A 26621-nucleotide genomic window follows, 5' to 3' on the forward strand; every position below is an offset into this window, starting at 1 on the left:
TTGCGGGAAGTGAGAGAGAATGAGAAGGTTAAAAGAATTATTTATTGGAGATAAAACGTTTTACAGGATGGTTCTCCTTGTGGCTATACCTATTATTGTGCAAAACAGTATCACTAACCTGGTGGTGCTTTTGGATAATATTATGGTGGGCCGTGTGGGGACGGAGCAGATGTCCGGGGTGGCTATTGTGAACCAGTTGATGATGGTGTTTAACATCTGCATTTTTGGCTGCGTTTCCGCCGCAGGAATTTTCGGGGCCCAGTTTTTCGGGAAAGGGGACCATAAGGGAGTGCAGTATGCCTTTCGGTTTAAAATCCTCTGCGGCTTATTTTTGGCTTTTGGATGGATTGTTGTTTTATATTTTTTCAGAACCCCCCTGATTCATCTTTTTCTCCATGAGGGCAGCGGTCAGGCAGGGGATTTGGAAACCACCTACCGATATGGCAGTTCCTATCTTAAAATTATGCTGATGGGACTTGTGCCTGCAGCCCTTACCCAGGTGTATGCCGGGACTTTAAGGGAGACGGGAGAGACCATTCTTCCCATGAAATCCGGGGTGGCGGCTGTTTTGACAAACCTGGTGTTAGACTATATCCTGATCTTTGGTGTGGGGCCCATTCCTTCCTTTGGAGTGGAGGGGGCAGCTATTGCAACGGTAACTGCCAGATTTTTAGAGGCGGGCATTATTATTTCCTGGACCCACAGGCACAGGGAGGAGAATAAATTTATTGTGGGAGCTTTTGAGAGTATGCACATACCGGGAAATCTTACCCTGGAGATTATAAAAAAGGGAATGCCCCTATTAATAAATGAAACCTTGTGGTCATTAGGTACGGCTATGCTGAACCAGTGCTATTCTACCAGGGGACTGGCAGTGGTGGCGGGGTTAAATATTTCTTCCACAGTGTCCAATCTCTTTAACGTGGTTTTTATTGCCCTGGGTTCTTCTATTGCCATTGTGGTAGGGCAGCTCTTAGGGGCCGGGAAACTGGAGGAGGCGGTGGATACGGATCGGAAGATGATTTTCTTTTCCGTGTCAAGCTGTTTTGTGGTGGGAATGTCTATGTTTCTCATTGCCCCCCTGTTTCCCCAGATTTATAATACCTCCCAGGATGTGCGGGAATTAGCCACAAGATTTATCCGGATTTCCTCCGCCTGTATGCCATTGTACGCCTTTATGCATGCCTCCTATTTTACCCTGCGCTCCGGGGGGAAGACCTGGATTACCTTCCTATTTGACAGCGTTTATATCTGGGTGTTTAACATTCCCCTGGCCTTTGTCCTTACCAGGTTTACGGGGCTTTATATTGTATATGTATTCCTGTGCTGCCAGTTAATTGAGATTTTTAAATGCGTCATAGGTTTTATTCTGCTTAAAAAGAGGATATGGGTAAATGATTTGGTATAACAGTGATTTGAATTTATATAGACAGGAAAGGGGGCGCACATGAATGACAGAGAGCGGCGGCGGAGAAGAAAAAGAAACCAGAGGTTTAAAGTTTTCACCCTGTCTCTTTTTTGTATTTTTGCAATAATTTGTTTCTTCTCCTTTATTTTCCTAGTGAAAATAAAATATAAGGATTCTGCCATTGCAGCAAAGAAAGATTTTACAGAAAATATGAAAATCCAGGATTTGGGGACAGAATCTGAAAGTGGAAATGATATAATCCAGACAGAGGAAACCCTGTCAGAAGTCCTGAATGTAGAAAAGGAATATGAGAGAATCTTATCTTTATCCCCAGGGGTCTGTGCATTCCAGGGATATTTGCCGGAGGAAACCGCAGGGCGGCTGTTTTATGAGGGGGATATCACACAGGAACTGCCAAGAATACAGGGGATTTCCTATCAGGAGAATCCCCATGTGGCCTTGACGGATTTAGCCTATCTTCGGATGCTGTACTATGGATTGGACGGCAATACCTATGTGGGGGAGATGATTGTGAACCAGAAAATTAAGGAAGATGTGTTACATATTTTCCGGGAACTGTATGAGAACCGTTATCCCATAGAGCGCATGGTTTTGGTGGATGAATATGCCGGGGAAGATGAGGCTTCCATGGAGGCAAATAATACATCCGCTTTTAATTACCGCACCATTGCAGGAAGCGATAAGCTTTCTAACCACAGCTACGGCATGGCTGTCGATTTAAACCCAAAGTACAACCCTTATGTGAAACAGGTAAATGGAAGTAGTATCTGTCAGCCGGAAAGTTCCGGGGCGTATGCGGACAGGACGAAAGAGTTTGATTATAAAATAGATGAATATGATTTGGCATACCAGCTTTTTACCCAGGCGGGATTTACCTGGGGCGGGAGCTGGAACAGCGTGAAGGATTACCAGCATTTTGAGAAAGAGTGAAATTCTTTACTTGCTAAATCATACATTTATGCAAATCTGTCAAAAACAACAGTATTTACAGTTGAAATTTTATGCATTTTGTGTTATAACATAGCTATGTGAAAAACTTAACAAAACCGGAACGAGTATATGGAGAAGTATATTTTTATGAAGGAGGATAAGAAATGGCAAGATTTACGTTACCAAGGGATTTGTACTATGGAAAGGATTCTCTGGAGAATCTGAAAAATCTTTCCGGCACAAAGGCAATCGTGGTTTCCGGGGGCAGCTCCATGAGAAGAGGAGGCTTTTTGGATAAGGTTGAGGGTTATCTTAAGGAAGCCGGCATGGAGGTAAGGTTTTTTGAAGGCGTAGAGCCTGACCCTTCTGTGGAGACGGTTATGAAGGGTGCGGCGGCCATGCAGGAATTTCAGCCGGACTGGATTGTTTCTATCGGCGGCGGTTCCCCCATTGATGCGGCAAAAGCGATGTGGGCATTTTACGAATATCCCGATACCACCTTTGAGGATTTGATTACGCCTTTCAATTTCCCCAAACTCAGGACAAAAGCGCGTTTCTGCGCAATTCCTTCCACATCAGGTACGGCTACGGAAGTAACGGCATTTTCCGTTATCACCGACTATGCAAAGGGAATCAAATATCCCCTGGCAGACTTTGAGATTACCCCGGATGTGGCGATTGTGGACCCGGCATTGGTGGAGAGCCTTCCTATCAAGCAGGTGGCATATACAGGTATGGACGCTTTGACCCATGCCATTGAGGCATATGTTTCCACATTGAACAGTCCTTTTACAGACCCCCTTGCCATCAAAGCCATTGAGATGGTATTTGATTATCTTCCCCAGTCCTATCTCTGTGATATGGATGCCAGAGAAGAGATGCATTATGCCCAGTGTCTGGCAGGCCAGGCATTTTCCAATGCCCTTTTGGGAATTGTCCACTCTATGGCACATAAGACAGGGGCAGCATTTTCCACCGGGCACATTCCTCACGGATGTGCAAATGCAATTTATCTGCCCTACGTGATCAAATACAATGCCCATGAGCCGGAGGCTATGAGGCGCTATGCGGATATTGCAAGGCGTGTGGGCCTGGGCGGCACATCGGAAAAGGCACAGGTGAACGCTTTGATTGCAAAGATTGAAGAATTTAACCGAGCAATGAACATTCCAAAGACCATTCAGGAATTTGGGGTAAAAGAGGATGAATTTTTAGAGAAATTGGATTCCATAGCAGAAAATGCAGTGGGAGATGCCTGCACAGGGTCAAATCCCAGGGCTATTACGCCGGAGCAGATGGCAAAACTGTTTAAGTGCACCTTCTATGGAACGGAAGTTGATTTTTAACAGGAGAGAGGAGGGGGCTGTCGGAAAATAGATAGCCCTACACAGGGGCAGGTGTGATCCATGCGGATCACGCCTGCCCCTGAAATTTATCCATGAAAAAGAAAAGAGATGGCTAGCGGCAACCATCTTTTCTCCGTTCCATGGTATTATAATGGAACTATGCTTAAACAAGATTATGATAACGATTTTTTTGAAATTGGGTAACAAAAAATTAATTTCAGTTTCTACGAATTGAGCTTACCCGATGACGATCCAGTCTATACCCTGAAAAAAGTGATGGAGGAATTAGATTTTTCTGGCCTTCTGGCCTGCTATTCAGATAAGGGAAGAACCGGGTATAACCCAATCATCAAGCTCCAGGAACATCATGAAATACCACCGGTTTCTATATCATGAGATCGAAAAAGATGGAGGAAACAGCCCGGTAAAAATCCAAGGAATTGAAAACACCTGAATTTCTAAGGGACTGTTTCCTTCTTACATATCAGGGGCAAAAATCGTTATTTCCCGACAGTTCCCATTTCTATGAATTTGCCATTTCTGATAATTCTTTTAACATTTTGGGAAGGTCAGTTTCCATAATTTCATCGGAGAACTGGCAGGTTCCCACTTTTTTGTGGCCGCCGCCGTTATATTTTAACATCAGGCTGCCCACGTCAAGGGTACAGGTTTTATTTAAGATGCTGTAGCCCACGGCTGCGCTGCATCCCTTCCCTCCCCGTCCGCTGACAATCCAGGCGGAGACATTCTGCTCTGGGTACATGCTGTAAATCAGGAAACGGTTGCCGGAGTAGATGGGGTCAACCCCTCTTAAATCCGAAATAAGCAGATTTCCGTCGGTGGTGGTATATTTTTTCACCATCTCCATAAATTTTTCCGTCTGTTCAAAATAAACGTCAACACGCTCTTTCACATCGGAAAGCTCTAAAATTTCTTCTGCCGTCATGGAATGGCAGGCTTCCAAAAGTTTTTCCATTAACTGGTAATTGGAAATGGAAAAATTCCTCCATCTTCCAAGACCGGTGCGGGGGTCCATCAGAAAGCCGATTAAAATCCATCCGGTGGGATGCTGGATTTCATCAATGGTGAGATTGCCGGAATCTACTTTGTCCACAGCCACCATCATTTCATCAAAATGTGAAAACTTTTCGCCTCCTCCGTAATATTCATAGATAATGCGGGCGCAGGAAGGGGTGATACGGCTTTCTCCTTTATATTTTCCTGCAAGGGCAAGCCTTTCATGTTCGCTGGAATGATGGTCAAACCACAGACCGCAGCCCTGTACATAGGGTACATTTGCCAGGCAGTCGTCCTCCGTAACTTCTACCAGGCCATCCTGCAAATCTTTGGGATGGGCAAATTTCCAGTGGTCAATAATACCTGCTTCCTTTAAAAGGACACCGCAGGCAAGTCCGTCAAAATCAGAACGTGTGACTAATCTCATATGCATTCTCCTTTATGTAGTCATAGTTGTTATCATTTATTCCATTATAGTAGACAAATGGGAAGTTTTCAACAAAACTATTCTAAAATCTCGTAGGGAACGGTTTTTCCCATGCCGCTGCTAAAATGCAGTTCATTGTCCTCCGTAATAAACACGGCCTCCGTGTCGGATAGATTTTCAATGAATTCCATGCCCTTTTCTAATCCCATAGAAAAACAGGCGGTGCTTAAGCCGTCACCGTCCACGGAATTTTTGCAGATAATGGTGACGCTTACAAGGTGGTTGTCATAGGGATATCCACTGGCAGGGTTTAAAATGTGGTGGTAGAGTTTATCCTTCAGTGTAAAGCACCGCTCATACACACCGGAGGTCACCACGGTTTTATCCGCCACGTTAAGGGCAAAGAGGGCAGTTCCCTCCGGTTCAAAAGGCTTTTGTACGCCAATATGGTAGGCCCCGTCAGTTTTTTCACCCAGGCAGAGCACATTTCCCCCCAGATTGATAATACCCTCTGTGACACCCTGTTCAATTAGGTATTCTTTCATTTTATCCGCAATATATCCCTTGGCAATCCCCCCTAAATCTATGTGGGTTTGGGGATTTTTTAAAGAGACAGTATTGCCGGAAACCTCCACATTTCGGTAATCGATGGAGGCTAGGGCGTTCTGGATATCGGAGTCTTTTGGCACCGCAGGGTTTTCCTGGGAAAAATCCCACAGGGAAGTGAGGTTTCCCACGGTAATATCAAAGCCGCCCCCGGAAACCTGGGAGTAATACAGGCCCTTTTGGATTAATTCCATGGTTTCTTCATGCACCTGAACAGGTTTGCCCCCGGCGGTATTGATTTTTGACACATCGCTGTCCTTTCTGGTGGCGCTGAAATACTGTTCATAGGTGTCCGCCAATTTAAAACAGTCCTCCAAATGCGGCTCATACTCCTTATCGTAGAGCGTGACGGTAATCACCGTATCAAAATAGAACCCGGATTTTGAGATTTTTTCCGGGGAAGTGCCGCAGCCTGCCAAAAAGCCAAAAGAGAGGAGAAAGATATTTATAAAAAAATATATAAGCTTCTTCATAAAACGTACCCCTTCAGAGAAATTAATTGTTTGTACTTTAGAATAGCATAATTTTAAGTTGTCGACAAGAAAGATGTGTGCTAAACTAGTACAATGAATACGAAATTTGTATTCGTTGTACTAGAAACGATACGTGGCAGTAACTCTTGCAGGGAGATTTTGAGAAAAAGGGGTTAATATAAAATGGAAGCAAAGGATAAATCATTGAGAGAGAAAAAGAGAATCGTGGTGAAAGTCGGTTCCTCCTCTATCACCCATGATGAGACGGGGGGGCTTAATTTTTCAAAACTGGAAAAGCTGGTGCGGCAGCTCTGTGACCTTAGAAACCAAGGAAGGGATGTGTGTCTGGTGAGTTCCGGGGCCATAGCTGTGGGAAGAAGTTCCATGGGAATCAAAAAACGGCCGGAGAAAACTGCTGAGAAGCAGGCCTGCGCAGCAGTGGGGCAGGCAAGGCTTATGATGACGTACCAGAGGATGTTTGCCGAATACCATCAGACGGTGGGGCAGGTTTTACTGACAAAAAGCACCATGAGCGATAATGTTTCCAGGCTGAATGCCCAAAATACCTTTGAACAGCTCTTTGAAATGGGGGTCATACCCATTGTCAATGAAAATGATACCATTTCCACCTATGAGATGGAATTTGGGGATAACGACACCTTGTCTGCCCTGGTGGCGTCTTTGACATCGGCAGACCTTTTGATACTTCTCTCAGATATCGACGGGCTTTACACAGACGACCCCAGAAGCAGCCGGGACGCCAGGCTGATCCGGGAAGTGACGGATATCAGCGAAAAACTGTTACATATGGCAAAGGAGTCCACCGGAAGCGACGTGGGGACGGGGGGGATGGCCACAAAACTAACCGCTGCCCGGATTGCCACCCAGTCAGGGGCGGATATGATTATAGCCAACGGGAAAGATGTGGGAATCCTTCACGATATTTTTGACGGGGAGTATTTGGGGACATTTTTCCACGCAAAATACAACGAAGATTTCTATATCAGCGATTTTGTGGAAACCCTTTAAGGGGAAAGGACAGTTTTAAATATATGGAAGATTTCAAAGAGACAAAGGAGCAGATTCGGAAACGCCATCTTCTTATGCGAAATGACATGCCAAGGGAAGAACGTTTGGCTTTGTCCGATATTATCTCTATTCATGCCCAAAAGCTAATAAAGCTTCCCCAAAAAAACGGGCATAAAGTCAGGGTTTACGGCTATTACCCCCTGGGGAGCGAGGTATCCCTGATTCCTTTTTATAAATTTTTACTGAAAGGGGAAGTCCCCTTGGCATTTCCAAGAGTACAGGGCATGTCCATGGATTTTTACCAGGTGTTTTCTTTGGATGATTTAAAAGAGGGAGCATTTCATGTGATGGAGCCGGATAACGCCTGCAAAAAGGCGGAGTGGGAATATGCACTGTGCTTTACTCCAGGTTCTGCATTTGACAGGGAAGGGGGCAGGTTTGGCTACGGGAAAGGGTATTATGACCGCTATTTTGAAAAACATCCCCGCCTTCTTCGGGCAGGAATCGCCTATGAGAATCAGGTGGAAGAAAAACTGCCTACGGAAGATTTTGATATACCCATAAACTATCTTATCACAGAGCAGGGGATATCCTGCGGAAAGGAGCAGAAATGGAATTAGAAGAACTTTGCAGGAGGGCAAAAGAGACGAAACAGGAAGTGGGAATTTTATCCACAAGCCGGAAAAATCAGGTGTTGTGCACCGTGGCAGATAAACTCTGGGAAAAAAGGCAGTACATCATAGAACAAAATCATATCGATATGGAAAACGGAAGAAAAAATAGTATGCCGGAGGGACTTTTAGACCGTCTGCTTCTGACAGAAGACAGGATTGGGGCAATGGGGGAGGGTCTTCGGGAAGTGGCGGCGTTAGAGGATCCTATCGGGGAAGTACTCTCCATGAAAAAGCGTCCCAACGGCCTGATGATTGGCCAGAAAAGGGTTCCTTTAGGCGTCATTGGAATTATATACGAATCCAGGCCCAATGTAACCTCTGATGCCTTCGGCCTGTGTTTTAAAACAGGGAATGTGGTGATTTTAAGGGGAGGAAAAGATTCCATTTACTCCAACGAGGCTATTGTAAAGGTAATCCGCAAGGCGTTAAAAGAGTGCGGCGTAGCTGAGACCGCCATCTCCTTGATTGAGGATACCAGCCATGAGACGGCAGCGGAATTTATGAAGATGAACCGTTATGTGGATGTGCTGATTCCAAGAGGAGGGGCAGGGCTTATACGCACGGTGGTGGAAAATTCCACCATTCCCGTCATTGAGACAGGGACAGGAAACTGTCATATTTTTGTGGATGAAAGCGCAGATTTTGATATGGCCTGCGATATTATTTTCAACGCAAAAACCCAGCGGATCGGAGTGTGCAATGCCTGTGAATCCCTGTTAGTCCACAAAAATATTTTGGATTCCTTTATTCCTTTGATAGAGAAACGCCTGGCGGAAAAACAGGTGGAAATCCGGGGGGATGAGAGCATTTTAAAGGCTTCCGTAAAAGATGCCAACGTGATTCCCGCCACGGAGGAGGATTGGGGAAGGGAGTACCTGGATTATAAGATTTCCGCTAAGTCTGTGGATTCTATTGATGAGGCCATTGCCCATATCAATCATTACAATACCGGGCATTCCGAGGCGATTATCACCAAGGATTACACCAACGCAGAGCGATTCTTAAACGAAGTGGATGCGGCTGCAGTTTATGTCAATGCCAGCACACGGTTTACCGACGGATTTGAGTTCGGGTTTGGGGCGGAAATTGGCATTAGCACCCAGAAACTCCATGCCAGAGGGCCTATGGGGCTTTTAGCCCTTACCAGCAGCAAATATATTATTTATGGGAATGGGCAGATTCGGTGATTTTTTATTTGACATTAGATTTAAATAGCCGTTGACTTTGCGAGGGTCAGGACGGCTATTTTTATGTGTATAATTCAGGATTGCAACAACAAGTAATGCAATGGAAACAATAAGCTGCAATGCTTCATATGTACTTATAAGCGCCACCTCCGACTGACTCGGAACGGGTGCAGCAACATCCTTCGGCTTCCCGGTTAAATATATATTTTGTTTTCAAAAATAACAGTTCGGTGGAAATAAATCTGATTGAAAAAATGACTGCATTGGTATATACTGTTTTTTATGTGGAACTTACCATAAAGAATAAGATAAGAAATGATATCTATGTACTTGTATTGATTGTAAGACAGATAAAGGAGAAAGTCAAGAAAAATGTATCATGAAATAGATTTAGAAAAAATAAATTTAAATTCAGCCCCCCCAACAGAGGAACCTGACAGGCAGTATTACTATATGGCAAAATGCCGGGAGTGGGTAAAGAATTTTCAACAAAAAAACGGACACCTGCCCAAATCCTTTGTGGTGAACATGGGCTGTCAGATGAATGCCAGGGATTCGGAAAAACTTGCCGGCATTTTAGAGAATATGGGGTATGAAAAAGGGGATTCCGAGGAAGCGGATTTCGTGATTTACAACACCTGTACCGTCCGGGAAAACGCCAACAATAAAGTTTACGGAAGGCTGGGATACCTCCATGGGTTTAAAAAGAAAAACCCCCACATGAAGATTGCCCTCTGCGGCTGTATGATGCAGGAGAGGGAGGTAGTAGAGAAACTGAAAAAAAGTTACTCCTTTGTGGATTTGATTTTTGGAACCCATAATATCTATAAGTTTGCAGAACTTTTGTGGGAGGTTTTAGAGTCCGGTTCCAGGGTAATCGATGTGTGGGAGGAGACGGACAAAATAGTGGAAGAGCTTCCGGTGGAGCGGAAATATTCTTTTAAGTCCGGCGTCAATATTATGTTCGGATGCAATAATTTCTGCAGTTACTGTATTGTCCCCTATGTCCGTGGCAGGGAAAGAAGTAGAAATCCAAAGGATATTATTCAGGAGATAGAAAAACTGGCGGAGGACGGGGTAGTGGAAATTATGCTCTTAGGCCAGAATGTAAATTCCTACGGGAAGAACTTAGAAGAACCTATAAGTTTTGCCGGACTATTGGAGGAAGTTCACAAAATTCAGGGAATTGAGAGAATCCGGTTTATGACCTCCCACCCCAAAGACCTCTCCGACGAGCTGATTGAAGTAATGAAAAATTCCCCTAAAGTGTGCAGGCATCTCCATCTTCCCTTACAGTCCGGCAGCACCAGGATTTTAAGGGAAATGAACCGCAGGTACACAAAGGATCAGTATTTAGCTCTGGTGGAAAAAGTGCGGAGGGCTATGCCGGATATCTCCATAACAACAGATATTATTGTGGGATTTCCCGGGGAGACGGAGGAAGATTTTTTAGAAACTCTGGATGTGGTGAAGCGTGTCCGCTTTGACAGCGCTTTTACCTTTATCTACTCTAAGAGAACAGGAACCCCTGCTGCCGCTATGGAAGGCCAGATACCGGAGGATGTGGTAAAAGACAGGTTTGACCGGCTTTTAAAAGAAGTCCAGTCTATTGCGGCGGAAAAAGCCATGGAGCACAAAGGAAAAGTACTGCCTGTTTTAGTGGAAGGCATAAATGAACAGGACGATTCCCTTGTCACTGGAAGGCTTTCCAACAATTCCGTGGTACATCTTCCTGGAGGTAAAGATTTGATAGGAACCATACAAAATGTAGAACTTACAGAGTGCAAAGGATTTTATTATATGGGAAGGATAATTTCCTGATATGAATAGAAGGTTTGGAAAAACAGATTTCATTGTACTTGCAGTTGTGTTTGCAGTACTTGTTTTTGCAGTGATTTTTACGGCTTTTAAAAGAAAGCAGGGGGAGTTTGTGGTGATTTCCTTAGACGGGGAGGTGTACCGGGAAGTTCCCTTGGAGAAAGACCAGGAGATAGAGATAAAAAAAGAGGGAATAACCATAAATGTTTTAGATATCCGGGAGGGGAAAGCGGATATGCGAAAGGCATCCTGCCCGGACAAGCTCTGTGTCCGTCAAAAGCCGGTTTCCAAAAGCGGGGAAAGCATTGTGTGCCTGCCCAACAAAGTTGTGGTGGAGGTAAAAGGGGAGGCAAAGGGAGATTTTGACTCCATTGCCCGGTAAAAAAGTGGGAAGATTTTACCGAAAAGGGAGAAAACATGAAGAGAAATGTGGCATATCTTGGGATGTATCTGGCATTGGCCTTAATCTGCAGTTATGTGGAATCTTTGATTCCCTTTTATTTTGGAATACCGGGAGTGAAACTTGGCCTTACCAATATTGTGGTGGTATTGCTTTTATATACCCTTGGGGCAAAAGAAGCTTTTCTGGTTTCTGTGGTTAGGATTATTCTGGCAGGATTTTTATTTGGGAATCCTTTTAGCATCTTATACAGTTTAAGCGGAGGGGCTTTAAGTTTTCTGGCTATGTATGTTTTAAAGAGGACGGAAAAGCTAAAAGTCGTTACCGTAAGCGTGGCGGGAGGGGTTATGCACAACACAGGGCAGCTTATCATGGCGGCCCTTGTGGTGGAAAATTACCATATTCTCTATTACATTCCTGTACTTTTAACTGCCGGTTTTATTACAGGGTTTTTCATTGGCATTTTGTCCCAGGAAATTATTCTGCGTATCGGAAACCGTATATAAGTAAGGAGTGCACATAACGGGGAGGAAGTATGTATTCATATATCAAAGGAACATTAGAGGAAACCATGGAAGATAAAATCGTGGTGGATAACCATGGAATCGGCTACAATATTAACGTGCCGGCAAGGGTTCTTGACGCCCTTGCCCCGGTGGGCAGCGAGGTAAAGGTTTATACCTATTTAAATGTAAAGGAGGACGCCTTTTCCCTGTACGGTTTTTTGACAAAGGATGACATTAAAGTGTTTAAACTCCTTTTAGGGGTGGGGGGAATCGGCCCCAAGGGCGCCCTTGCCATACTTTCCGTTATGAGTACAGATGATTTGCGGTTTGCCGTTATGGGAGGAGACGCCAAGGCCATTGCAAAGGCGCCTGGAGTGGGGGGGAAAACTGCCCAGCGGGTTATTTTGGAATTGAAAGATAAGTTAAATATAGAGGATGTGTTTGAGGAAAAAGACATGCCCCAGGTTTCGGGGGGAGTACCCGAGACAAAAACGGTAAAAAGCGAAGCGGTGCAGGCTCTTGTGGCATTGGGGTATTCCTCCTCCGAGGCTCTTTCGGTGCTCTCTAAAATAGAGATTACAGAGGAGATGAATGTGGAGGATGTGTTGAAAGCGGCGTTAAAGCAGATGGCGATGGTATAACCGGAAATGAGGAAAAATCATGGAAAAGCGTGTGATATCCACACAGTTGCAGCAGGAAGACGAAAAAACAGAGACAAGTTTAAGGCCCCAAAAGCTTAAGGATTATATTGGGCAAAAGAAAGCCAAGGAAAATTTGAAAGTGTATATTGAGGCGGCGAAACAGAGAGGGGAGGCATTGGATCACGTGTTGTTTTACGGCCCTCCCGGCCTGGGAAAAACTACCTTGGCAGGCATTATCTCCAATGAGATGGGAACCCACATGAAAATCACCAGCGGCCCCGCCATAGGAAAGCCCGGGGAGATGGCAGCTATATTAAGCAGCCTTGGGGAGGGGGATTTGCTTTTTGTAGATGAAATCCACAGGCTAAACCGCCAGGTGGAGGAAGTGCTTTACCCTGCCATGGAGGATTATGCCATAGATATTATGATTGGGAAAGGGGCTTCCGCCCGGTCTATCCGCCTAGATTTGCCCAAGTTTACACTGGTGGGGGCAACCACAAGGGCAGGGCTTTTGTCCGCTCCCTTAAGGGACCGGTTTGGGGTGGTGCACCATCTGGAATTTTATACCCCGGAAGAGTTAAAAACCATTATTTTACAGTCTGCCGGGATTTTAAATGTGGAAGTTGACGATCCTGGGGCGTTGGAGCTTGCCAAGAGAAGCAGGGGAACCCCAAGGCTTGCCAACCGCCTGTTAAAACGGGTAAGGGATTTTGCCCAGGTGAAATACGACGGGAAAATCACAGAGGATGTGGCAAAATTTGCCCTGGATTTGCTGGAGGTAGATTCCTGCGGCTTAGACCAGAACGACAGGAATATTTTATTTACCATTATGGAGAAATTTGAAGGGGGCCCGGTGGGGTTGGATACCTTATCCGCGGCCATTGGTGAGGATTCCGGCACCATAGAGGATGTGTATGAGCCATATCTTGTAAAAAACGGCTTCATCAACCGCACTCCAAAAGGCAGGGTGGCAACAAATCTAGCCTATAAGCACTTTGGGATTGCAAGATAATTAGAAAATCAGTATAATAAAGATAAATTTGTAAACGGGAATACCTAGGAGGAAACCATATGTCATCTAAATCCAATACCGAGGTGCTCATTGGAGGCAAGGTGTATACGCTCAGCGGATATGAGGGGGAGGAATATCTTCAGAAAGTGGCGGCGTATATTAACAGTAAGATTAATGAATTTAATGAGATGGAGTCTGTGCGCCGTTTTCCGGTGGATATGAAGTCCACCCTGCTGCAGTTAAATATTGCCGATGATTATTTTAAGGCAAAAGAGCGGGTGGAAAAACTGGAGAGGGATTTAGAACAGAAAGAGAAAGAAATCTATGATCTAAAACACGAACTGATTTCCTGCCAGATTCAGCTGGAAGCCTGCGAGAAAGCCCAGCACGAGCTGGAATCGAAAAATAAAGAACTTCTTTTAAATAAGGCCAAACTGGAGACGGCTTTGGAGGATGAACTTTTAGGAAAACTTCCAAAGGAAAAAGAGCCGGTTCCTTTTAAGGAAAAAGAACCGGTAAAGATAGAGCTGGTAAAGAAGGAGCCGTTAAAGGAAAAGACGGCGGAAGAGATTGAGGAAGAGGAATTTTTAAGGGAGCTGGCGGCTTTGGAGGCCGAGGAGAAGGCGGCACAGGAAAAGGAAGCCAGGGAAAAGGGAAAATCCAGGGGAAAGAGATAGGAGGATGTCAGAGGGCACCCTCTTTTCTAAGGAAACGCTTTCATCAGTGTTTCCCTAAGTTATCTCTTTAGAGGCTGAGGTATTTTTATGAAGACGAAATTAGAATTACTCTCACCGGCGGGAAATCTCACCACATTTCAGGCGGTGATCCAGGCCGGGGCGGATGCCGTCTATTTTGGGGGCAGCAGCTTTGGGGCCAGGGCGTATGCGGAAAATTTTTCAAAAGAGGAAGTGCTTTTGGCTATTGATTTTGCCCATATCCATGGAAAAAAAGCATATATGACAGTAAACACCCTGCTAAAAGAGGAGGAGATGGAGGAACGGTTGTATGATTACCTCCTTCCTTTTTATGAACAGGGTTTAGATGGGGTGATTGTTCAGGATTTTGGGGTTCTCTCCTTTGTGCGGTGCCACTTCCCAAAACTCTCTGTCCACGCCAGTACACAGATGACGGTGACAGGGGCATTGGGGGCCAGGTTTTTAGCAGCCCAGGGCGTATCCCGGGTAGTCACTGCCAGGGAACTGTCCCTTTCGGAGATAGAAGAGATTCACAGCAAAACAGGTGTGGAAATAGAATGTTTTGTCCATGGGGCACTGTGCTATTGCTATTCCGGCCAGTGTCTTTTCAGCAGCTTAATCGGGGGCAGAAGCGGAAACCGGGGGAGATGTGCCCAGCCCTGCAGGCTTCCCTACACCTGTTTGGATAAAAATAGGAAAAGTATAAATAAAAATCCGGTGTATCCCTTAAGTCCCAAGGATTTGTGCACCATTGACAGGCTTCCAGACATGGCGGAGCACGGGGTATTTTCTTTTAAAATCGAGGGACGGATGAAACAGGCGGAATATGCTGCCGGGGTGACAAGTATATACCGAAAGTACATGGATTTGTACTTAAAATATGGTAAAGATTCCTATCAGGTATCCCCTTTAGACCAGAAGATTCTCTTTGATTTGGGGAACCGCAGCGGTTTTACGGAAGGGTATTTAAACCAGTGGAACGGGGCTGATATGCTGACCATAAATATGCCTTCCCATGCAAAGGGCAAAGACGGGATCCAAAGAGAAATCCGGGAAAATTATATAGAGAACGGGAAAAAAGAAAAAATCCAGGGAAGTTTCGTGATGGGGGAAAATGCCCCCATAAGTCTTACGGTAAGGTCAGGAAATGCCGTTGTTAAGGCGGAGGGGGCTTTTCCGCAAAAAGCAGAAAAACAGCCCTTAAGGGAAGAGAACATCCGCAGGAAATTGGAAAAGACGGGAGATACGCCTTTTGCCTTTGTATTTTTGGATATAAAGGCGGCGGAGGGGCTTTTTGTCCCTATTTCCGAAATAAATGAGCTTCGCCGCCAGGCCCTTTCTAAACTGGAGGAAGAACTTCTAAAACCCTTTAAAAGACAGGGGGGAAATAAGGGTATCCCTGTGGATTTTTCCGGGTATGCCCACAGGGCTTTTCAGGGGAATATACACCTAAGCGTCTCTGTGGAGAAAAAAGAGCAGTTTTATCCTTTCTTAAAAAAGTATGAAGTTCACAGAATATATATTGACAGTATGGCATTAAAACGGGATAATTTAGCAGAAGAGTTAAAAGACTTATATCAAAAAGCAAAGGATGCGGGCAAGGAGCTGTACTATGGGTTCCCCGCCATATTCCGGCGTCATACGGCAGAATTTTACCGGGAAATTATAACAGATTTAAAAGTGGACGGTTTTTTGGTAAAAAGTTATGACGCTTTACAATTTCTGTTGGAATCCGGGATTCCGGGGGAAGAAATATGCCTGGATGCCAATATGTACACCTGGTCTAACCGCACAAGGGAAAGTTTTTTAAAACTTGGCTTAAGGGATACCGTTCCTTTGGAGCTAAATAGAAAAGAGCTGCGGGCCAGGGAAAATCAGGGGAGCGAAATGATTGTCTACGGCTATCTTCCCATGATGACATCTGTGCAGTGTGTGGAAAAGACCATGGGCAGGTGCAAAAAAGAACCCTCCCTTTATTATTTAAAAGACCGCAAGGGGGCATATTTTCCTGTGAAAAATAACTGCGGGGAATGTTATAATGTGATTTATAATTCCAAACCATTAAATCTTCTTTCTGTGGCAGGGGAACTGCCGGGCCTTGGCGTTACAGGATTCCGGCTGAATTTCACCATAGAGGAGCCGGGGGAGGCGGAGGAGATACTAAGTCAGTGGTGCAGTTTCATTGGTTCCGGTTTTGGGGAAAACGCTGTCTTAAAAGGCGCGGATTTTACCTATGGCCACTATAAAAGAGGTGTAGAATAGCGAGGTTTTTGAGTTTATGTTCGCAGAGATATCCAAATATCTTATGATTGTATTATTTGCAGTTTATACATTCTTAGGATTTGCAGTTTTCCGGAGGAAAAATAAAAAAGAGCAGAGGGAGAACATTTTCCGCAGGCAGAATATGATTATGATTCTCATACATCTGGATGCCTTTCTGCTGATTTATGATGAGACCAGAAACATAAGCGTACTGTTGTTTTACGGCGCCCAGGTTGTGTTTTTTATCATTGTCATCAGCAGCTACAAAATGTTGTATGAGAAGTCCTCCCAGCTTTTGGTAAACAATATGTGCATGCTTATGGCAATCGGTTTTATTATTCTTACCAGATTGTCTTTTGATTTGGCCATCCGGCAGTTTGTCATTGCAGCGGCTGCTATGATTTTCGGGCTGTGTATTCCCTTTCTTATTAAAAAAATGTGGTTTTTAGATAAATTAACCTGGCTCTTTGCCCTGGTGGGCTTAGCAGCCCTGGGCATTGTGTGGGTTTTGGGAAGAACCAGTTACGGGGCGAAGCTCTCCTACACCGTGGCGGGGGTGTCTTTACAGCCTTCTGAATTTGTAAAGATTATTTTTGTGTTTTTTGTGGCGGGGATGCTCTCTGCCTCAAAAGATTTTTTTCAGGTGGTGATTACCACCATAGCTGCGGCGGCCCATGTGATTATTCTGGTTGCCTCCAAAGATTTGGGGGGAGCCTTGATTTTCTTTATCGTGTATCTTGTGATGCTGTATGTGGCTACCGGCCAGCCCCTGTATTTTATTGGGGGGCTTTTGGCAGGTTCCGGGGCGTCGGTTTTAGCCTACAAAATGTTTGCCCATGTGAGGGTAAGGGTGGTGGCATGGCAGGACCCTTTAAGCGTTATTGAAAAAGAGGGTTACCAGGTGTGCCAGTCCCTCTTTGCCATCGGCACAGGGGGATGGTTTGGGGTAGGGCTCTATAAGGGCCAGCCAAATAAGATACCTGTGGTGGAGCGGGATGTGATTTTTTCCGCTATATCCGAGGAACTGGGGGGGATTTTTGCCCTGTGTCTGATTATGGTATGCATGAGCTGCTTTCTCATGTGTTTAAATATTGCCATGCAGCTAAAAAACAAATATTATAAGCTGGTGGCATTGGGCCTTGGCACAGTTTATGGTTTTCAGGTATTTTTAACCATAGGAGGGGTGATTAAATTTATCCCTTCCACGGGGGTGACACTTCCCTTTGTAAGTTACGGGGGGAGTTCGCTTTTAAGCAGCATTATTATTTTTTCCATTATACAGGGGCTTTATATTTTAAGGGAACAGGAGGGAGCACATGGCAAAAATCCAGGAAAGAGGAAGCCAGGGAACAAAAAAGCAGGACAGGGAAAAGGGAAAGACAATGTCCGGGAAGGCTTCTACCCAGAAGTCCAGGACCTCCGGTAAAAGCTCTAACCGGGAATTTGCAGTGATTACCTATTGCTTTATCGGACTGTTTCTCTGCACGATGGGATATTTTGCGTATTTTCAGGTGGTAAAAAGCGAAGATTTTATCAATAATTCCTATAACACCAGGCAGGAGAGTTTTGCGGATACCGTGGTGCGGGGGAAAATATTAGCATCTGACGGGGAGGTTTTAGCGGAGACAAAGGTGGATAAAGAGGGAAATGAGACAAGGGAATATCCCTACGATAAAATGTTTTCCCATATTGTGGGATATTCCACGGAAAAATACGGCAGAGCAGGAATTGAATCCTGGGCAAACTTTAACCTTCTGCGCTCCAATGAAAATTTTCTCCAAAAGACAGTGGATGAAGTGACGGAGGAAAAAAGCATGGGGGACAATGTGGTGACTACCTTAAACCCACTGCTCCAGGAAATTTCCTTCCGGGCATTGGGAGATTACAAGGGGGCGGTAATCACGATGGAGCCTTCCACGGGGAAGGTTTTGTCTGTTGTGTCAAAACCCGGATTTGACCCCAATACCATTGAAGAGGACTGGGATACCATTGTAAAGGATGAGTACGGGGAATCTGTGCTGGTAAACCGGGCCACCCAGGGGCTTTACCCCCCGGGCTCCACTTTTAAGATTTTAACCACCCTGGCATATGTGAGGGAACATCCCGGGGATTATGAGGAGTATTCTTATTCTTGCAGCGGCCAGATACAGGAGGGGAACAGCAAGTTGAAATGTTTCAGCGGGGAAGTGCACGGCACGGTAAATTTAAAACAGTCTTTTTCGGAATCCTGCAATACCTCTTTTGCCAATATGGGGCTTAATATGGATTCTGATAAATTTGCAAAAACCTGCAGCGATTTGCTGTTTAACAAAGACCTTCCCGTAGAAAAAATGGACAGTTCCAAAAGTAGTTTCGTATTAAATGATTCCTCTTCCACAAGTGAGGTTATGGAGTCTGCCATCGGCCAGGGGCAGACTTTGGTGACGCCCCTTCACATGCTGATGATTACCAGTGCGGTGGCAAATGACGGAGTGCTTATGAAGCCTTATGTCATTGACCACACGGAAACCTGTGAGGGGAATACGGTAAAGACATACCGTCCTCAAAGTTATGGGAATATTATGACAGGGGAAGAGGCGGCGCTTTTGCAGGAGTATATGTCAGAGGTGGTGGAGAGCGGCACCGGAACAAAGTTAAAGGGAATGAGCTACACTGCAGCGGGAAAAACCGGCTCTGCAGAGTTTGGGAAAATAAAAGGCCAGAGCCACGCCTGGTTTGTGGGATATGCCCACAGGGAGGACAAGGAGGACATCGCTGTGGCAGTTATCGTGGAGGGGGCCGGAATCGGCAGCGCCTATGCGGTTCCTATTGCAAAAGAAGTGTTTGACACCTATTTCAGATACTGATATACTTATTTTTAAGTTTAGTAACCACATCAGGAGGTATTGCAATGATTGAAGCAACGAGCTGTGGTGGTGTGGTAATTTTTCGGGGCAAGATATTAGTACTTTACAAAAATTATAGAAATAAGTACGAAGGCTGGGTGCTTCCCAAGGGAACTGTGGAGTCGGGAGAGGAATATAAGGAGACGGCAGTGCGGGAAGTATTGGAGGAGACCGGAGCCAAAGCCTCTATCATCAAGTACGTGGGAAAGAGTCAGTACACATTTACAGTGCCGGAGGACGTTGTAGAGAAAGAAGTCCACTGGTATCTTATGATGGCGGACAGTTATTACAGCAAACCACAGCGGGAAGAGTTTTTTGTGGATTCCGGGTATTACAAATTTCATGAGGCTTACCATTTGTTAAAATTTGCCAATGAAAAACAGATTTTAGAAAAGGCTTACAATGAATATCTGGATTTAAAAAAAAGTAATCTGTGGGGAAACCACAAATACTTTTAGGGAAGAAAAGGAGCGGTCATATTTTGCATGAAATGGTATGAGGATTTGTATGTGGGGAAAACTATCTCCCATAAGAAGAGAAAAGTAAAATGGAAAATCATGCACAATGCAGGGCAGCTTCATGTATTTGTCATTACCCTTGCATCAAATCCGGGGAATCTTTTGGATATTATACCCGCCAGAGAATTAATGCAGAAATATTATCCCAAAAAGGAATTGTTTGTGATTGGGCTGGCAGGAAATTATGAGGAGGCATTGGAGGTGGCGGGACATATTATATCGGAAGTCTATGGGAAAACAGAGGGATTTGATGTAAAAAGTTATTTGCAGCACAAGGAAAGTAGAAGCTTATGAGTATTCTGTTTTTACTGTTAAAAATCATAGAGGTTATACTGGCAGTGATATTGGTTTTTCTTCTTCTCTGCCTCTTTCACCCGGTGTTTTACCAGGTGGAAGGCATTTTAAAGGAAGATGCTAAACCAATAGTAAAAGGAAAGTTTTGGTGGCTCTTTCAGATACTTGGGTTTGAAATTCTGTTTTCGGAAGGGAATCTGTCTTTAAAAATCCGTATTTTTGGAATTGGAAAAGAACTTTCCGGGGAAAAAGAAAAAGACGGGGAAGATTCCAAGGAAGAACAAAAGAGGGAAGAGACAGACAAGTATACGGGGGATCCGGTGGAAAATAAGCCGGAAATAACAAATTCCAGGCAGGAAATAGGTGAGCCTGAGGAACAGAAAAAAAGTAAATTCAGGCACCAAAAGAGAAGGGGGAAAAAGCAGGACACCGGAGAAAGAAAAAAGAAATCAGGTGTTTTTTCTTCTATAAAAAGAGAGTTATCGGATGAGACCAACAAACTGGCATTCTCCCATGTGTGGAGGGAAATTTTATATCTCCTGTCTCATTTAAAACCCAAAGATGCAAAGGGAGAAATTCATTTTTCTACCGGGGACCCGGCCCATACAGGGGAGTTGACGGGAGTGTTAAGCCTTTGCCCTGTATTTTACAGGTACAAGCTTCATGTGTATCCGGATTTTGCCAGTGACAAATTTTATGTGCGGGGGAATCTTTCCCTGAAAGGTCATATATCCTTATATCATTTTGTTTTGATTCTTATCCGTCTCTTTGCGGATAAAAATATCAGGGGATTTCTTAAAAAGATTAGAAAATAGGAGGACAAAGAAATGGGAGACAACACATTTCATACAACAGTAGAATCTTTATTTAAGGGAATGGACAGCTTTATTACTACAAAGACAGTAGTGGGTGAGGCAATCCATATTGGGGAGACCATTATTCTTCCTTTGGTGGATGTTTCTTTTGGAGTGGCAGCAGGGGTATTTTCCGATGACAAGAAACAAAACGGCGGCGGCGGTATGGGAGGAAAATTAATGCCCAGCGCTGTTTTGGTGATTTCCAACGGAACTACCAAGCTTGTAAATGTGAAAAACCAGGACGGGGTGACAAAGATTTTGGACATGGTTCCTGACTTTGTGAATAAATTTACCAGCAACAAGGATCATATTGTGGAGGACGAAGGGGCAAGGGAAAAGGCAAAGGATGCCATGGAGGATATTCTTTCCGGGTCGGTGAAAGAAAATCAGGAATAAGGTGTAATTGTAAAAAGAGACTGCATATATTAGTATATATGCAGTTTTTTTGTGAGGATTGATGTGAAGAGGTTGATTGGATATACGCTGTTTTGCCTGGGAGTGGGAATGCTCCTTACCTGTGTGATACCGGAGGGATTTTGTACTTTCTTAGCAATAGTAGGGCTAATGCTTTTGGGATATTATCTTTTTAGCTGCGGATGTTAAAAAGGGAAAAAAAAGAGACTGTCAACTGACAGCCCCTTAGGAAACTCTTGCACAACGAACAACTAAGCTCTCTCCACTTTGCCGCTTCTGAGACAAGAAGTACACACGTACATCTTTTTTGCCGCTCCGTTTACTTTACATTTTACAGATTTAATGTTGGATTTCCACATTCTATTTGATCTTCTATGAGAATGGCTCACATTGTTTCCGAAATGAGCGCCTTTTCCACAAACTGCACACTTTGCCATAACCGCACCTCCTTGCAACTTACTAAACCTGCTGTCTGCAGGCTCACAACATGTTTATTTTAGCAGATAGTATTTCATAATGCAAGAAAAAAATGATATTTTTCAAAATAATTAAGAAAGAAGATTTGATTTTTTAAGAAAAATGGGTATAATGGAGTATATATTTGGTGCAGACGCCAATGGATGTTTTGGCGATATAAAAAACGGAGGTTTTTGTATGAAGGGACAAATAGAGACAGAACTGGGTACTATCGTAATTGACAATGAAGTGATTGCAACCTATGCCGGGTCTGTTGCTGTAGAGTGTTTTGGCATTGTGGGCATGGCAGCGGTAAATATGAAAGACGGCCTGGTAAAATTACTGAAAAAAGATTACCTCACCCATGGTATAAATGTTAAGGTAGATGAGGAAAATAAAATAATCATTGATTTTCATGTAATTGTTTCCTATGGGGTAAGTATCCATACGGTTTCTGAAAACCTGATGGATACGGTGAAGTATAAGGTGGAAGAATTTACGGGAATGAAAATTGAAAAGATAAATATTTACGTGGAAGGCGTTAGAGTCATCGATTAAGGAGGATTTAAAAAGTGGAAATCAATTCGATAAATGCGGCAGTCTTTGCCAAAATGTTCCTGGCAGGGGCAGGCAACCTTGAGGCAAAGAAAGAGTGGATTAATGAATTAAACGTATTTCCGGTGCCCGACGGAGACACAGGCACCAATATGTCTATGACGATTCTTTCGGCGGCAAGGGAAGTAGACGCCCTTGAAAATCCTGATATGAAGTCCCTGGCAAAGGCTATTTCCTCTGGATCCCTTCGGGGGGCAAGGGGAAATTCCGGTGTTATTTTATCCCAGCTTTTCAGAGGGTTTTCCAAGGTCATAGCGGAGTACGATACCATTACGGTAGATGTGATGGCAAGGGCTATGGAAAAAGCGGTGGAAACCGCCTACAAAGCAGTTATGAAGCCAAAAGAGGGAACGATTTTAACCGTTGCAAAGGGAGCGGCCAAAAAGGGCAGGGAGCTTGCGGATACCACCAATGACCTCCTTGTTTTTACAGAAGCTGTGATTAAAGAGGCGGAGCGGGTGCTTTCTAAGACGCCGGATATGCTTCCTGTCTTAAAGCAGGCAGGGGTAGTGGATTCCGGCGGACAGGGATTAGTGGAGGTCTTAAAGGGGGGGCTTATGGCCCTTCAGGGAAAGAAATTAAACTTTACCATTGAAACGGATAAACCAAATCTTTCCGCTGTGAGCAGTTCCATTGACGCCCAGGCAAACCAGGAGATAAAATTTGCCTACTGTACCCAGTTTTTGATTATGCTGGAGAAACCTTTTAACAATAAAAAAGAGAAGGAATTTAAAGCCCATCTGGAGGGAATCGGTGATTCCATTGTGGTAGTGGCAGATGATGAGATCGTAAAGGTACATGTACATACCAACGATCCGGGGCTTGCCATGCAAAAAGCGCTGACTTATGGAAGCCTTACCACCATTATCATTGAAAATATGAAACTGGAGCGGGATGAAAAAATCTCCGCATTAAAAGAGAAAGAAATGCAGGGAAAGAAAGAGGATGTTCCTCCCTCTGAGCCGGAAAAAGATATGGGATTTGTCTCTGTCTCTATCGGGGAGGGATTAAACGAAATCTTTAAAGGCCTGGGTGCAGATTACATTATTGAGGGGGGGCAGACCATGAACCCCAGTACGGAGGATGTGTTAAATGCCATTGAGCAGGTAAATGCCAAAACCGTATTTGTCCTCCCCAACAACAAAAATATTATCCTTGCGGCAAACCAGGCAGCTTCCATCTGTGAGGAAAAAAATGTCATAGTAATTCCAACGAAAACCATTCCCCAGGGAATTACGGCTTTGGTGAACTTCATTGAAGAGCAGCCAGCCCATGAGAACGAGGAGCGGATGAACCAGGAAATCGCCCTGGTTAAAACCGGGCAGGTGACCTATGCGGTGAGGGATACGGAGATAGACGATAAGGAGATACACCAGGGGGACTATATGGGTCTTGGGGATAAAACCATACTCTCTGTGGGCAGGGACAAAAAGCAGACCACCCAGGAGATGATTGACGCCATGGTAGATGATGATACGGGGATTGTGAGCATCTATTATGGGGAGGAAGCTAAGGAGGAGGAAGCGGAGGAACTCTCCGGCTATATTACGGAAAAATATCCCCATGTGGAAGTGGAAATCCATGAGGGAGGACAGCCGATTTATTATTACATTATATCGGCGGAATAGAAGAGGAAACCATGAAATTAGATTCGCCTATTACAGAAATAAAGGGAATCGGCGCAAAAACTGAAAAATTAATGAACCGGATTGGAGTATATACCCTATGGGATATACTCCTTCACTATCCAAGGGATTACATAAAATATAAAGAACCTGTAACGGTAAAAGATATCACAGTCCCTGGCATTTGCGCCGTATCCGGGAAAATTTCAGACAATCCAAGGCTCATAAGGTCAGGGCGCATGGATATTGTCTCCGCAAAGCTGGGGAGGGAAAAAGAGTGTTTGGAGCTCACCTGGTTTCACATGCCCTATATGAAAACTAGGTTGAAACCTGGGGAGACTTATATATTTTACGGAAAAGTTAAGGAGAAGGGCAGCCATTTTGCCATGGAGCAGCCGGAGGTATTTACCCCGGAGCAGTACCAGGGAAAAATGGAAGCCCTGCAGCCCGTATACAGCCGTACAGAGGGACTTACCAATGCCCTTTTGATAAAGACGGTTAAACAGGTTTTGGAGAAGGTAAGCTTAACTTATGACTTTCTCCCGGAGGAGATTCGGAAAAAAAGAAATCTGGGGGAATATAATTTTGCCCTGACACAAATCCATTTTCCCGATAATATGGAACAGCTTACCGCTGCCAGAAAACGTTTAGTGTATGATGAATTTTTCCGCTTTCTATTTATGATGCAGATACAGAAAGAAAAGAAAGGGGAACTTCCCAATGATTTTCCCATAGAAAAAGAGACGGTAATCCCCTATATTCTTTCCCACCTGCCCTACAATTTAACAAAATCCCAGAAGAAATGCCTGGATGAAATTTTATGGGACTTAAAAAAGAAAACAGCTATGCAGCGTTTAATCCAGGGGGACGTGGGTTCCGGGAAAACCATAGTGGCCTTTCTTGCCATGGCCCTTATGGGGGAAAACGGGCATCAGTCAGCCTTGATGGCCCCCACGGAGGTTTTGGCAAGGCAGCACTACGAAAATTTTGTCAAAATGTGCCGGGAGTTTGAACTTAAGCGCAGGGTGGTGCTTCTCACAGGAAGTTTAACCCCAAAGGAAAAGCGCAGCGCCCAGGAAGACTTAAAGCTCTTCCCGGATGCCATGATCATAGGGACCCAGGCGCTGTTACAGGAAAGGGCGGTGTTTTCCAATCTTGGGCTGGTGATAACCGATGAACAGCACCGCTTTGGCGTCCGCCAGAGGGAAATTTTTGCTAAAAAAGGTATAAATCCCCATATCCTTGTAATGAGCGCCACACCCATTCCAAGAACTTTAGCCATGATCCTCTACGGGGATATGGATATCTCTGTGATGGATGAGGTTCCCGCAAAAAGGCTTCCCATAAAAAACTGCGTGGTGGATAAATCTTACCGGAAAACCGCCTATGAGTTTATGCGAAAAGAAATTGCCGCAGGGCATCAAGTTTATGTTATCTGTCCCTTTGTGGAGGATTCGGAGGAATTGGAGGGGGAAAACGTAGGGGACTACGCTAAAAGCCTTGACGCTTACTTTAAAGGAAGTATCCCTATGGGGGTTTTAAACGGCAAAATGAAGCCCGGGGAAAAAAATCAGGTAATGGAGAACTTTTCCAAAAATAAAATCCAGATTTTGGTGTCCACCACCGTGGTGGAGGTTGGGGTGGATGTGCCCAACGCCACAGTGATGATGATTGAAAATGCCGAGCGTTTCGGCCTGGCACAGCTCCATCAGCTAAGGGGCAGGGTGGGGAGGGGAGATGCCCAGTCCTACTGTATTATGGTGGATAACGCCCAGAGCAAGGCGTCAAAAAAACGTCTGGATATCTTAAATAAGTCCAACGACGGATTTTTTATTGCCAGCGAAGACTTAAAGATGAGAGGGCCTGGTGATTTTTTCGGCATCCGCCAGAGCGGGGAGATGTTGTTTGCCTTGGGGGATATTTATCAGGACGCCGGGTTGCTAAGAGATGCGGCGGAGGATGTGAAGGAGCTTTTGGAACGTGACCCGGGATTGCAGCAGGAGGAACATAAAAAATTAAAAGTTTTTGTGGGAAATTGTAATATGGACAGGTGGAATTTGTAGGTATTTAAAAATATCAGTTGAAAAATAAGGATATTTAGGTTATGATATTCACCAGAAATACCTGAAAGCACATGGATATCCTTTGTCTTTCAGGAAAAGATTACATATTGCCGGAAAGGGAGAATAAATATGAACCGTAACATACGACTGTTTCTTGCAGTGATTGTCTATGCCATTGGCCTTTTGGCAAGTATCTATGTAGGCGGGTGGGTGATGATAATAAAACCGGTAAAAGGAGCGATTTGCGCCCATACCCTGGGGACTTTAACGTTTTACCAGCTGGTGGTGACTGTTGTGAAAGTTTTCTGTTCCACAACGGTGGCAGGATTTATCTGGGTTCTGGGCTATATTGCCAGCAACCATGTCTTTGACAGCAGGGACGAACAGTGATTTTTGCGCGGATTTGAAGGGATTCAGATTCGCGTTTTTCTTGTGAGGAGGT

Annotated in this window: 27 protein-coding genes and 2 pseudogenes; 25 read left to right on the forward strand and 4 right to left on the reverse strand. The window is 44.6% G+C overall.

Annotation, left to right across the window (positions count from 1 at the left end; translation table 11 throughout):
* The first annotated feature begins 19 nt into the window (after window positions 1–19).
* From D7Y06_RS01765 to D7Y06_RS28495, 4 genes and pseudogenes are all read left to right on the forward strand, one after another.
* Entirely contained in the window at window positions 20–1408 is a 1389-nt protein-coding gene (locus D7Y06_RS01765; protein WP_120406115.1) for an MATE family efflux transporter, read from the forward strand.
* Window positions 1409–1447: 39 nt separating this feature from the next.
* The gene (locus tag D7Y06_RS26820; protein WP_243119036.1) at window positions 1448–2359 is read left to right on the forward strand and encodes a M15 family metallopeptidase; all 912 of its coding nucleotides are present in this window, start codon (window positions 1448–1450) and stop codon (window positions 2357–2359) included.
* 164 nt (window positions 2360–2523) lie between these two features.
* Window positions 2524–3705, forward strand: a complete 1182-nt coding sequence (locus D7Y06_RS01775) for an iron-containing alcohol dehydrogenase (protein WP_120406116.1) — start codon at window positions 2524–2526, stop codon at window positions 3703–3705.
* 210 nt (window positions 3706–3915) lie between these two features.
* Window positions 3916–4056: pseudogene (locus D7Y06_RS28495) on the forward strand (transposase); the annotation flags it as partial.
* A 172-nt stretch (window positions 4057–4228) separates the two neighbouring features.
* On the opposite strand, the gene D7Y06_RS01785 reads toward D7Y06_RS28495, so the two are convergent.
* Window positions 4229–5149 carry an exopolyphosphatase gene (locus D7Y06_RS01785; RefSeq protein WP_120406117.1) on the reverse strand — a complete coding sequence of 307 codons (921 nt, stop codon included), beginning with the start codon at window positions 5147–5149 and terminating at the stop codon, window positions 4229–4231.
* A 77-nt stretch (window positions 5150–5226) separates the two neighbouring features.
* The gene (locus D7Y06_RS01790; RefSeq protein WP_120406118.1) at window positions 5227–6228 is read right to left on the reverse strand and encodes an FAD:protein FMN transferase; all 1002 of its coding nucleotides are present in this window, start codon (window positions 6226–6228) and stop codon (window positions 5227–5229) included.
* A 183-nt stretch (window positions 6229–6411) separates the two neighbouring features.
* Here D7Y06_RS01790 and proB point away from each other — a divergent pair, with 183 nt between their 5' ends.
* Genes proB through D7Y06_RS01805 form a run of 3 tightly spaced genes read left to right on the forward strand, consistent with a single transcriptional unit; the run spans window position 6412 to window position 9118 of the window.
* Window positions 6412–7257, forward strand: a complete 846-nt coding sequence (gene proB, locus D7Y06_RS01795) for a glutamate 5-kinase (protein WP_120406119.1) — start codon at window positions 6412–6414, stop codon at window positions 7255–7257.
* A 23-nt stretch (window positions 7258–7280) separates the two neighbouring features.
* On the forward strand, window positions 7281–7877 hold the full coding sequence (locus D7Y06_RS01800; protein ID WP_120406120.1) for a 5-formyltetrahydrofolate cyclo-ligase: 597 nt from the start codon (window positions 7281–7283) through the stop codon (window positions 7875–7877).
* Window positions 7868–9118, forward strand: a complete 1251-nt coding sequence (locus D7Y06_RS01805; protein ID WP_120406121.1) for a glutamate-5-semialdehyde dehydrogenase — start codon at window positions 7868–7870, stop codon at window positions 9116–9118. Before D7Y06_RS01800 ends, D7Y06_RS01805 begins: the two co-directional genes overlap by 10 nt.
* On the opposite strand, the gene D7Y06_RS28500 is transcribed toward D7Y06_RS01805, so the two are convergent.
* Window positions 9065–9265 carry a putative holin-like toxin gene (locus D7Y06_RS28500; protein ID WP_120406122.1) on the reverse strand — a complete coding sequence of 67 codons (201 nt, stop codon included), beginning with the start codon at window positions 9263–9265 and terminating at the stop codon, window positions 9065–9067. The two genes, D7Y06_RS01805 and D7Y06_RS28500, sit on opposite strands and share 54 nt — an antisense overlap.
* Before the next feature lie 225 nt (window positions 9266–9490).
* Here D7Y06_RS28500 and miaB point away from each other — a divergent pair, with 225 nt between their 5' ends.
* From miaB to D7Y06_RS26430, 14 genes and pseudogenes are all read left to right on the forward strand, one after another.
* Window positions 9491–10939, forward strand: coding sequence for a tRNA (N6-isopentenyl adenosine(37)-C2)-methylthiotransferase MiaB (miaB, locus tag D7Y06_RS01820; RefSeq protein WP_120406124.1), 1449 nt, complete (start codon window positions 9491–9493; stop codon window positions 10937–10939).
* A 1-nt stretch (window position 10940) separates the two neighbouring features.
* A complete protein-coding gene (locus tag D7Y06_RS01825) occupies window positions 10941–11318 on the forward strand; it encodes a NusG domain II-containing protein (RefSeq protein WP_120406125.1) in 378 nt (125 codons plus the stop codon).
* A 35-nt stretch (window positions 11319–11353) separates the two neighbouring features.
* Complete coding sequence (locus D7Y06_RS01830) at window positions 11354–11842, forward strand: Gx transporter family protein (RefSeq protein ID WP_120406126.1); 489 nt, start codon at window positions 11354–11356, stop codon at window positions 11840–11842.
* A 29-nt stretch (window positions 11843–11871) separates the two neighbouring features.
* Window positions 11872–12483: a Holliday junction branch migration protein RuvA gene (gene ruvA, locus D7Y06_RS01835; protein WP_120406127.1), complete on the forward strand. Its 612-nt coding sequence runs from the start codon at window positions 11872–11874 to the stop codon at window positions 12481–12483.
* 19 nt (window positions 12484–12502) lie between these two features.
* Window positions 12503–13495 (forward strand): Holliday junction branch migration DNA helicase RuvB, encoded by a 993-nt coding sequence (ruvB, locus tag D7Y06_RS01840; RefSeq protein WP_120406128.1) that lies wholly within the window; start codon window positions 12503–12505, stop codon window positions 13493–13495.
* 59 nt (window positions 13496–13554) lie between these two features.
* Window positions 13555–13977 (forward strand): annotated as a pseudogene (zapA, locus tag D7Y06_RS01845) (cell division protein ZapA); the annotation flags it as partial.
* 282 nt (window positions 13978–14259) lie between these two features.
* On the forward strand, window positions 14260–16452 hold the full coding sequence (locus D7Y06_RS01850) for a U32 family peptidase (protein WP_120406129.1): 2193 nt from the start codon (window positions 14260–14262) through the stop codon (window positions 16450–16452).
* Window positions 16453–16468: 16 nt separating this feature from the next.
* Window positions 16469–17878: an FtsW/RodA/SpoVE family cell cycle protein gene (locus D7Y06_RS01855; RefSeq protein WP_120406130.1), complete on the forward strand. Its 1410-nt coding sequence runs from the start codon at window positions 16469–16471 to the stop codon at window positions 17876–17878.
* Window positions 17769–19298, forward strand: a complete 1530-nt coding sequence (locus D7Y06_RS01860; protein ID WP_243119037.1) for a peptidoglycan D,D-transpeptidase FtsI family protein — start codon at window positions 17769–17771, stop codon at window positions 19296–19298. Before D7Y06_RS01855 ends, D7Y06_RS01860 begins: the two co-directional genes overlap by 110 nt.
* Before the next feature lie 44 nt (window positions 19299–19342).
* The gene (locus D7Y06_RS01865) at window positions 19343–19795 is read left to right on the forward strand and encodes an NUDIX hydrolase (RefSeq protein WP_120406131.1); all 453 of its coding nucleotides are present in this window, start codon (window positions 19343–19345) and stop codon (window positions 19793–19795) included.
* 27 nt (window positions 19796–19822) lie between these two features.
* The gene (locus tag D7Y06_RS01870) at window positions 19823–20149 is read left to right on the forward strand and encodes a hypothetical protein (protein WP_120406132.1); all 327 of its coding nucleotides are present in this window, start codon (window positions 19823–19825) and stop codon (window positions 20147–20149) included.
* Window positions 20146–20964 (forward strand): DUF2953 domain-containing protein, encoded by an 819-nt coding sequence (locus tag D7Y06_RS01875; RefSeq protein WP_120406133.1) that lies wholly within the window; start codon window positions 20146–20148, stop codon window positions 20962–20964. The genes D7Y06_RS01870 and D7Y06_RS01875 overlap by 4 nt, the downstream gene beginning before the upstream one ends.
* 12 nt (window positions 20965–20976) lie before the next feature.
* The gene (locus D7Y06_RS01880) at window positions 20977–21402 is read left to right on the forward strand and encodes a GerW family sporulation protein (protein ID WP_120406134.1); all 426 of its coding nucleotides are present in this window, start codon (window positions 20977–20979) and stop codon (window positions 21400–21402) included.
* Between the two features lie 63 nt (window positions 21403–21465).
* Window positions 21466–21609 carry a hypothetical protein gene (locus D7Y06_RS26430; protein ID WP_199714603.1) on the forward strand — a complete coding sequence of 48 codons (144 nt, stop codon included), beginning with the start codon at window positions 21466–21468 and terminating at the stop codon, window positions 21607–21609.
* A 62-nt stretch (window positions 21610–21671) separates the two neighbouring features.
* Here D7Y06_RS26430 and rpmB read toward each other — a convergent pair whose 3' ends face one another.
* Entirely contained in the window at window positions 21672–21857 is a 186-nt protein-coding gene (gene rpmB, locus D7Y06_RS01885; RefSeq protein WP_120406135.1) for a 50S ribosomal protein L28, read from the reverse strand.
* 217 nt (window positions 21858–22074) lie between these two features.
* Here rpmB and D7Y06_RS01890 point away from each other — a divergent pair, with 217 nt between their 5' ends.
* The 4 genes from D7Y06_RS01890 to D7Y06_RS01905 all read left to right on the forward strand — a co-directional run bounded on the left by D7Y06_RS01890 (window position 22075) and on the right by D7Y06_RS01905 (window position 26569).
* Window positions 22075–22434, forward strand: coding sequence for an Asp23/Gls24 family envelope stress response protein (locus D7Y06_RS01890; RefSeq protein ID WP_120406200.1), 360 nt, complete (start codon window positions 22075–22077; stop codon window positions 22432–22434).
* A gap of 14 nt (window positions 22435–22448) precedes the next feature.
* Complete coding sequence (locus D7Y06_RS01895; RefSeq protein WP_120406136.1) at window positions 22449–24119, forward strand: DAK2 domain-containing protein; 1671 nt, start codon at window positions 22449–22451, stop codon at window positions 24117–24119.
* 11 nt (window positions 24120–24130) lie between these two features.
* Window positions 24131–26179, forward strand: coding sequence for an ATP-dependent DNA helicase RecG (gene recG / locus D7Y06_RS01900; protein ID WP_120406137.1), 2049 nt, complete (start codon window positions 24131–24133; stop codon window positions 26177–26179).
* Between the two features lie 129 nt (window positions 26180–26308).
* Complete coding sequence (locus tag D7Y06_RS01905) at window positions 26309–26569, forward strand: hypothetical protein (protein ID WP_120406138.1); 261 nt, start codon at window positions 26309–26311, stop codon at window positions 26567–26569.
* The last annotated feature ends 52 nt before the right edge of the window (window positions 26570–26621 follow it).

Origin of the sequence: Roseburia sp. 1XD42-69 (genome assembly GCF_003612565.1) — a bacterium.
Classification (GTDB): Bacteria; Bacillota; Clostridia; order Lachnospirales; family Lachnospiraceae; genus Roseburia_B.

Coding starts and splice junctions, on each gene's coding strand:
- D7Y06_RS01860 (WP_243119037.1), top strand. CDS start 17,769: ATGGCAAAAATCCAGGAAAGAGGAAGCCAGGGAACAAAAAAGCAGGAC.
- D7Y06_RS01855 (WP_120406130.1), top strand. CDS start 16,469: ATGTTCGCAGAGATATCCAAATATCTTATGATTGTATTATTTGCAGTT.
- D7Y06_RS01865 (WP_120406131.1), top strand. CDS start 19,343: ATGATTGAAGCAACGAGCTGTGGTGGTGTGGTAATTTTTCGGGGCAAG.
- proB (WP_120406119.1), top strand. CDS start 6,412: ATGGAAGCAAAGGATAAATCATTGAGAGAGAAAAAGAGAATCGTGGTG.
- ruvB (WP_120406128.1), top strand. CDS start 12,503: ATGGAAAAGCGTGTGATATCCACACAGTTGCAGCAGGAAGACGAAAAA.
- D7Y06_RS01790 (WP_120406118.1), bottom strand. CDS start 6,228: ATGAAGAAGCTTATATATTTTTTTATAAATATCTTTCTCCTCTCTTTT.
- D7Y06_RS01775 (WP_120406116.1), top strand. CDS start 2,524: ATGGCAAGATTTACGTTACCAAGGGATTTGTACTATGGAAAGGATTCT.
- D7Y06_RS01880 (WP_120406134.1), top strand. CDS start 20,977: ATGGGAGACAACACATTTCATACAACAGTAGAATCTTTATTTAAGGGA.
- D7Y06_RS01905 (WP_120406138.1), top strand. CDS start 26,309: ATGAACCGTAACATACGACTGTTTCTTGCAGTGATTGTCTATGCCATT.
- D7Y06_RS01805 (WP_120406121.1), top strand. CDS start 7,868: ATGGAATTAGAAGAACTTTGCAGGAGGGCAAAAGAGACGAAACAGGAA.
- recG (WP_120406137.1), top strand. CDS start 24,131: ATGAAATTAGATTCGCCTATTACAGAAATAAAGGGAATCGGCGCAAAA.
- D7Y06_RS26820 (WP_243119036.1), top strand. CDS start 1,448: ATGAATGACAGAGAGCGGCGGCGGAGAAGAAAAAGAAACCAGAGGTTT.
- D7Y06_RS01785 (WP_120406117.1), bottom strand. CDS start 5,149: ATGAGATTAGTCACACGTTCTGATTTTGACGGACTTGCCTGCGGTGTC.
- D7Y06_RS01875 (WP_120406133.1), top strand. CDS start 20,146: ATGAGTATTCTGTTTTTACTGTTAAAAATCATAGAGGTTATACTGGCA.
- D7Y06_RS01800 (WP_120406120.1), top strand. CDS start 7,281: ATGGAAGATTTCAAAGAGACAAAGGAGCAGATTCGGAAACGCCATCTT.
- rpmB (WP_120406135.1), bottom strand. CDS start 21,857: ATGGCAAAGTGTGCAGTTTGTGGAAAAGGCGCTCATTTCGGAAACAAT.
- miaB (WP_120406124.1), top strand. CDS start 9,491: ATGTATCATGAAATAGATTTAGAAAAAATAAATTTAAATTCAGCCCCC.
- D7Y06_RS01850 (WP_120406129.1), top strand. CDS start 14,260: ATGAAGACGAAATTAGAATTACTCTCACCGGCGGGAAATCTCACCACA.
- D7Y06_RS01765 (WP_120406115.1), top strand. CDS start 20: ATGAGAAGGTTAAAAGAATTATTTATTGGAGATAAAACGTTTTACAGG.
- D7Y06_RS01825 (WP_120406125.1), top strand. CDS start 10,941: ATGAATAGAAGGTTTGGAAAAACAGATTTCATTGTACTTGCAGTTGTG.
- ruvA (WP_120406127.1), top strand. CDS start 11,872: ATGTATTCATATATCAAAGGAACATTAGAGGAAACCATGGAAGATAAA.
- D7Y06_RS01870 (WP_120406132.1), top strand. CDS start 19,823: ATGAAATGGTATGAGGATTTGTATGTGGGGAAAACTATCTCCCATAAG.
- D7Y06_RS01890 (WP_120406200.1), top strand. CDS start 22,075: ATGAAGGGACAAATAGAGACAGAACTGGGTACTATCGTAATTGACAAT.
- D7Y06_RS01830 (WP_120406126.1), top strand. CDS start 11,354: ATGAAGAGAAATGTGGCATATCTTGGGATGTATCTGGCATTGGCCTTA.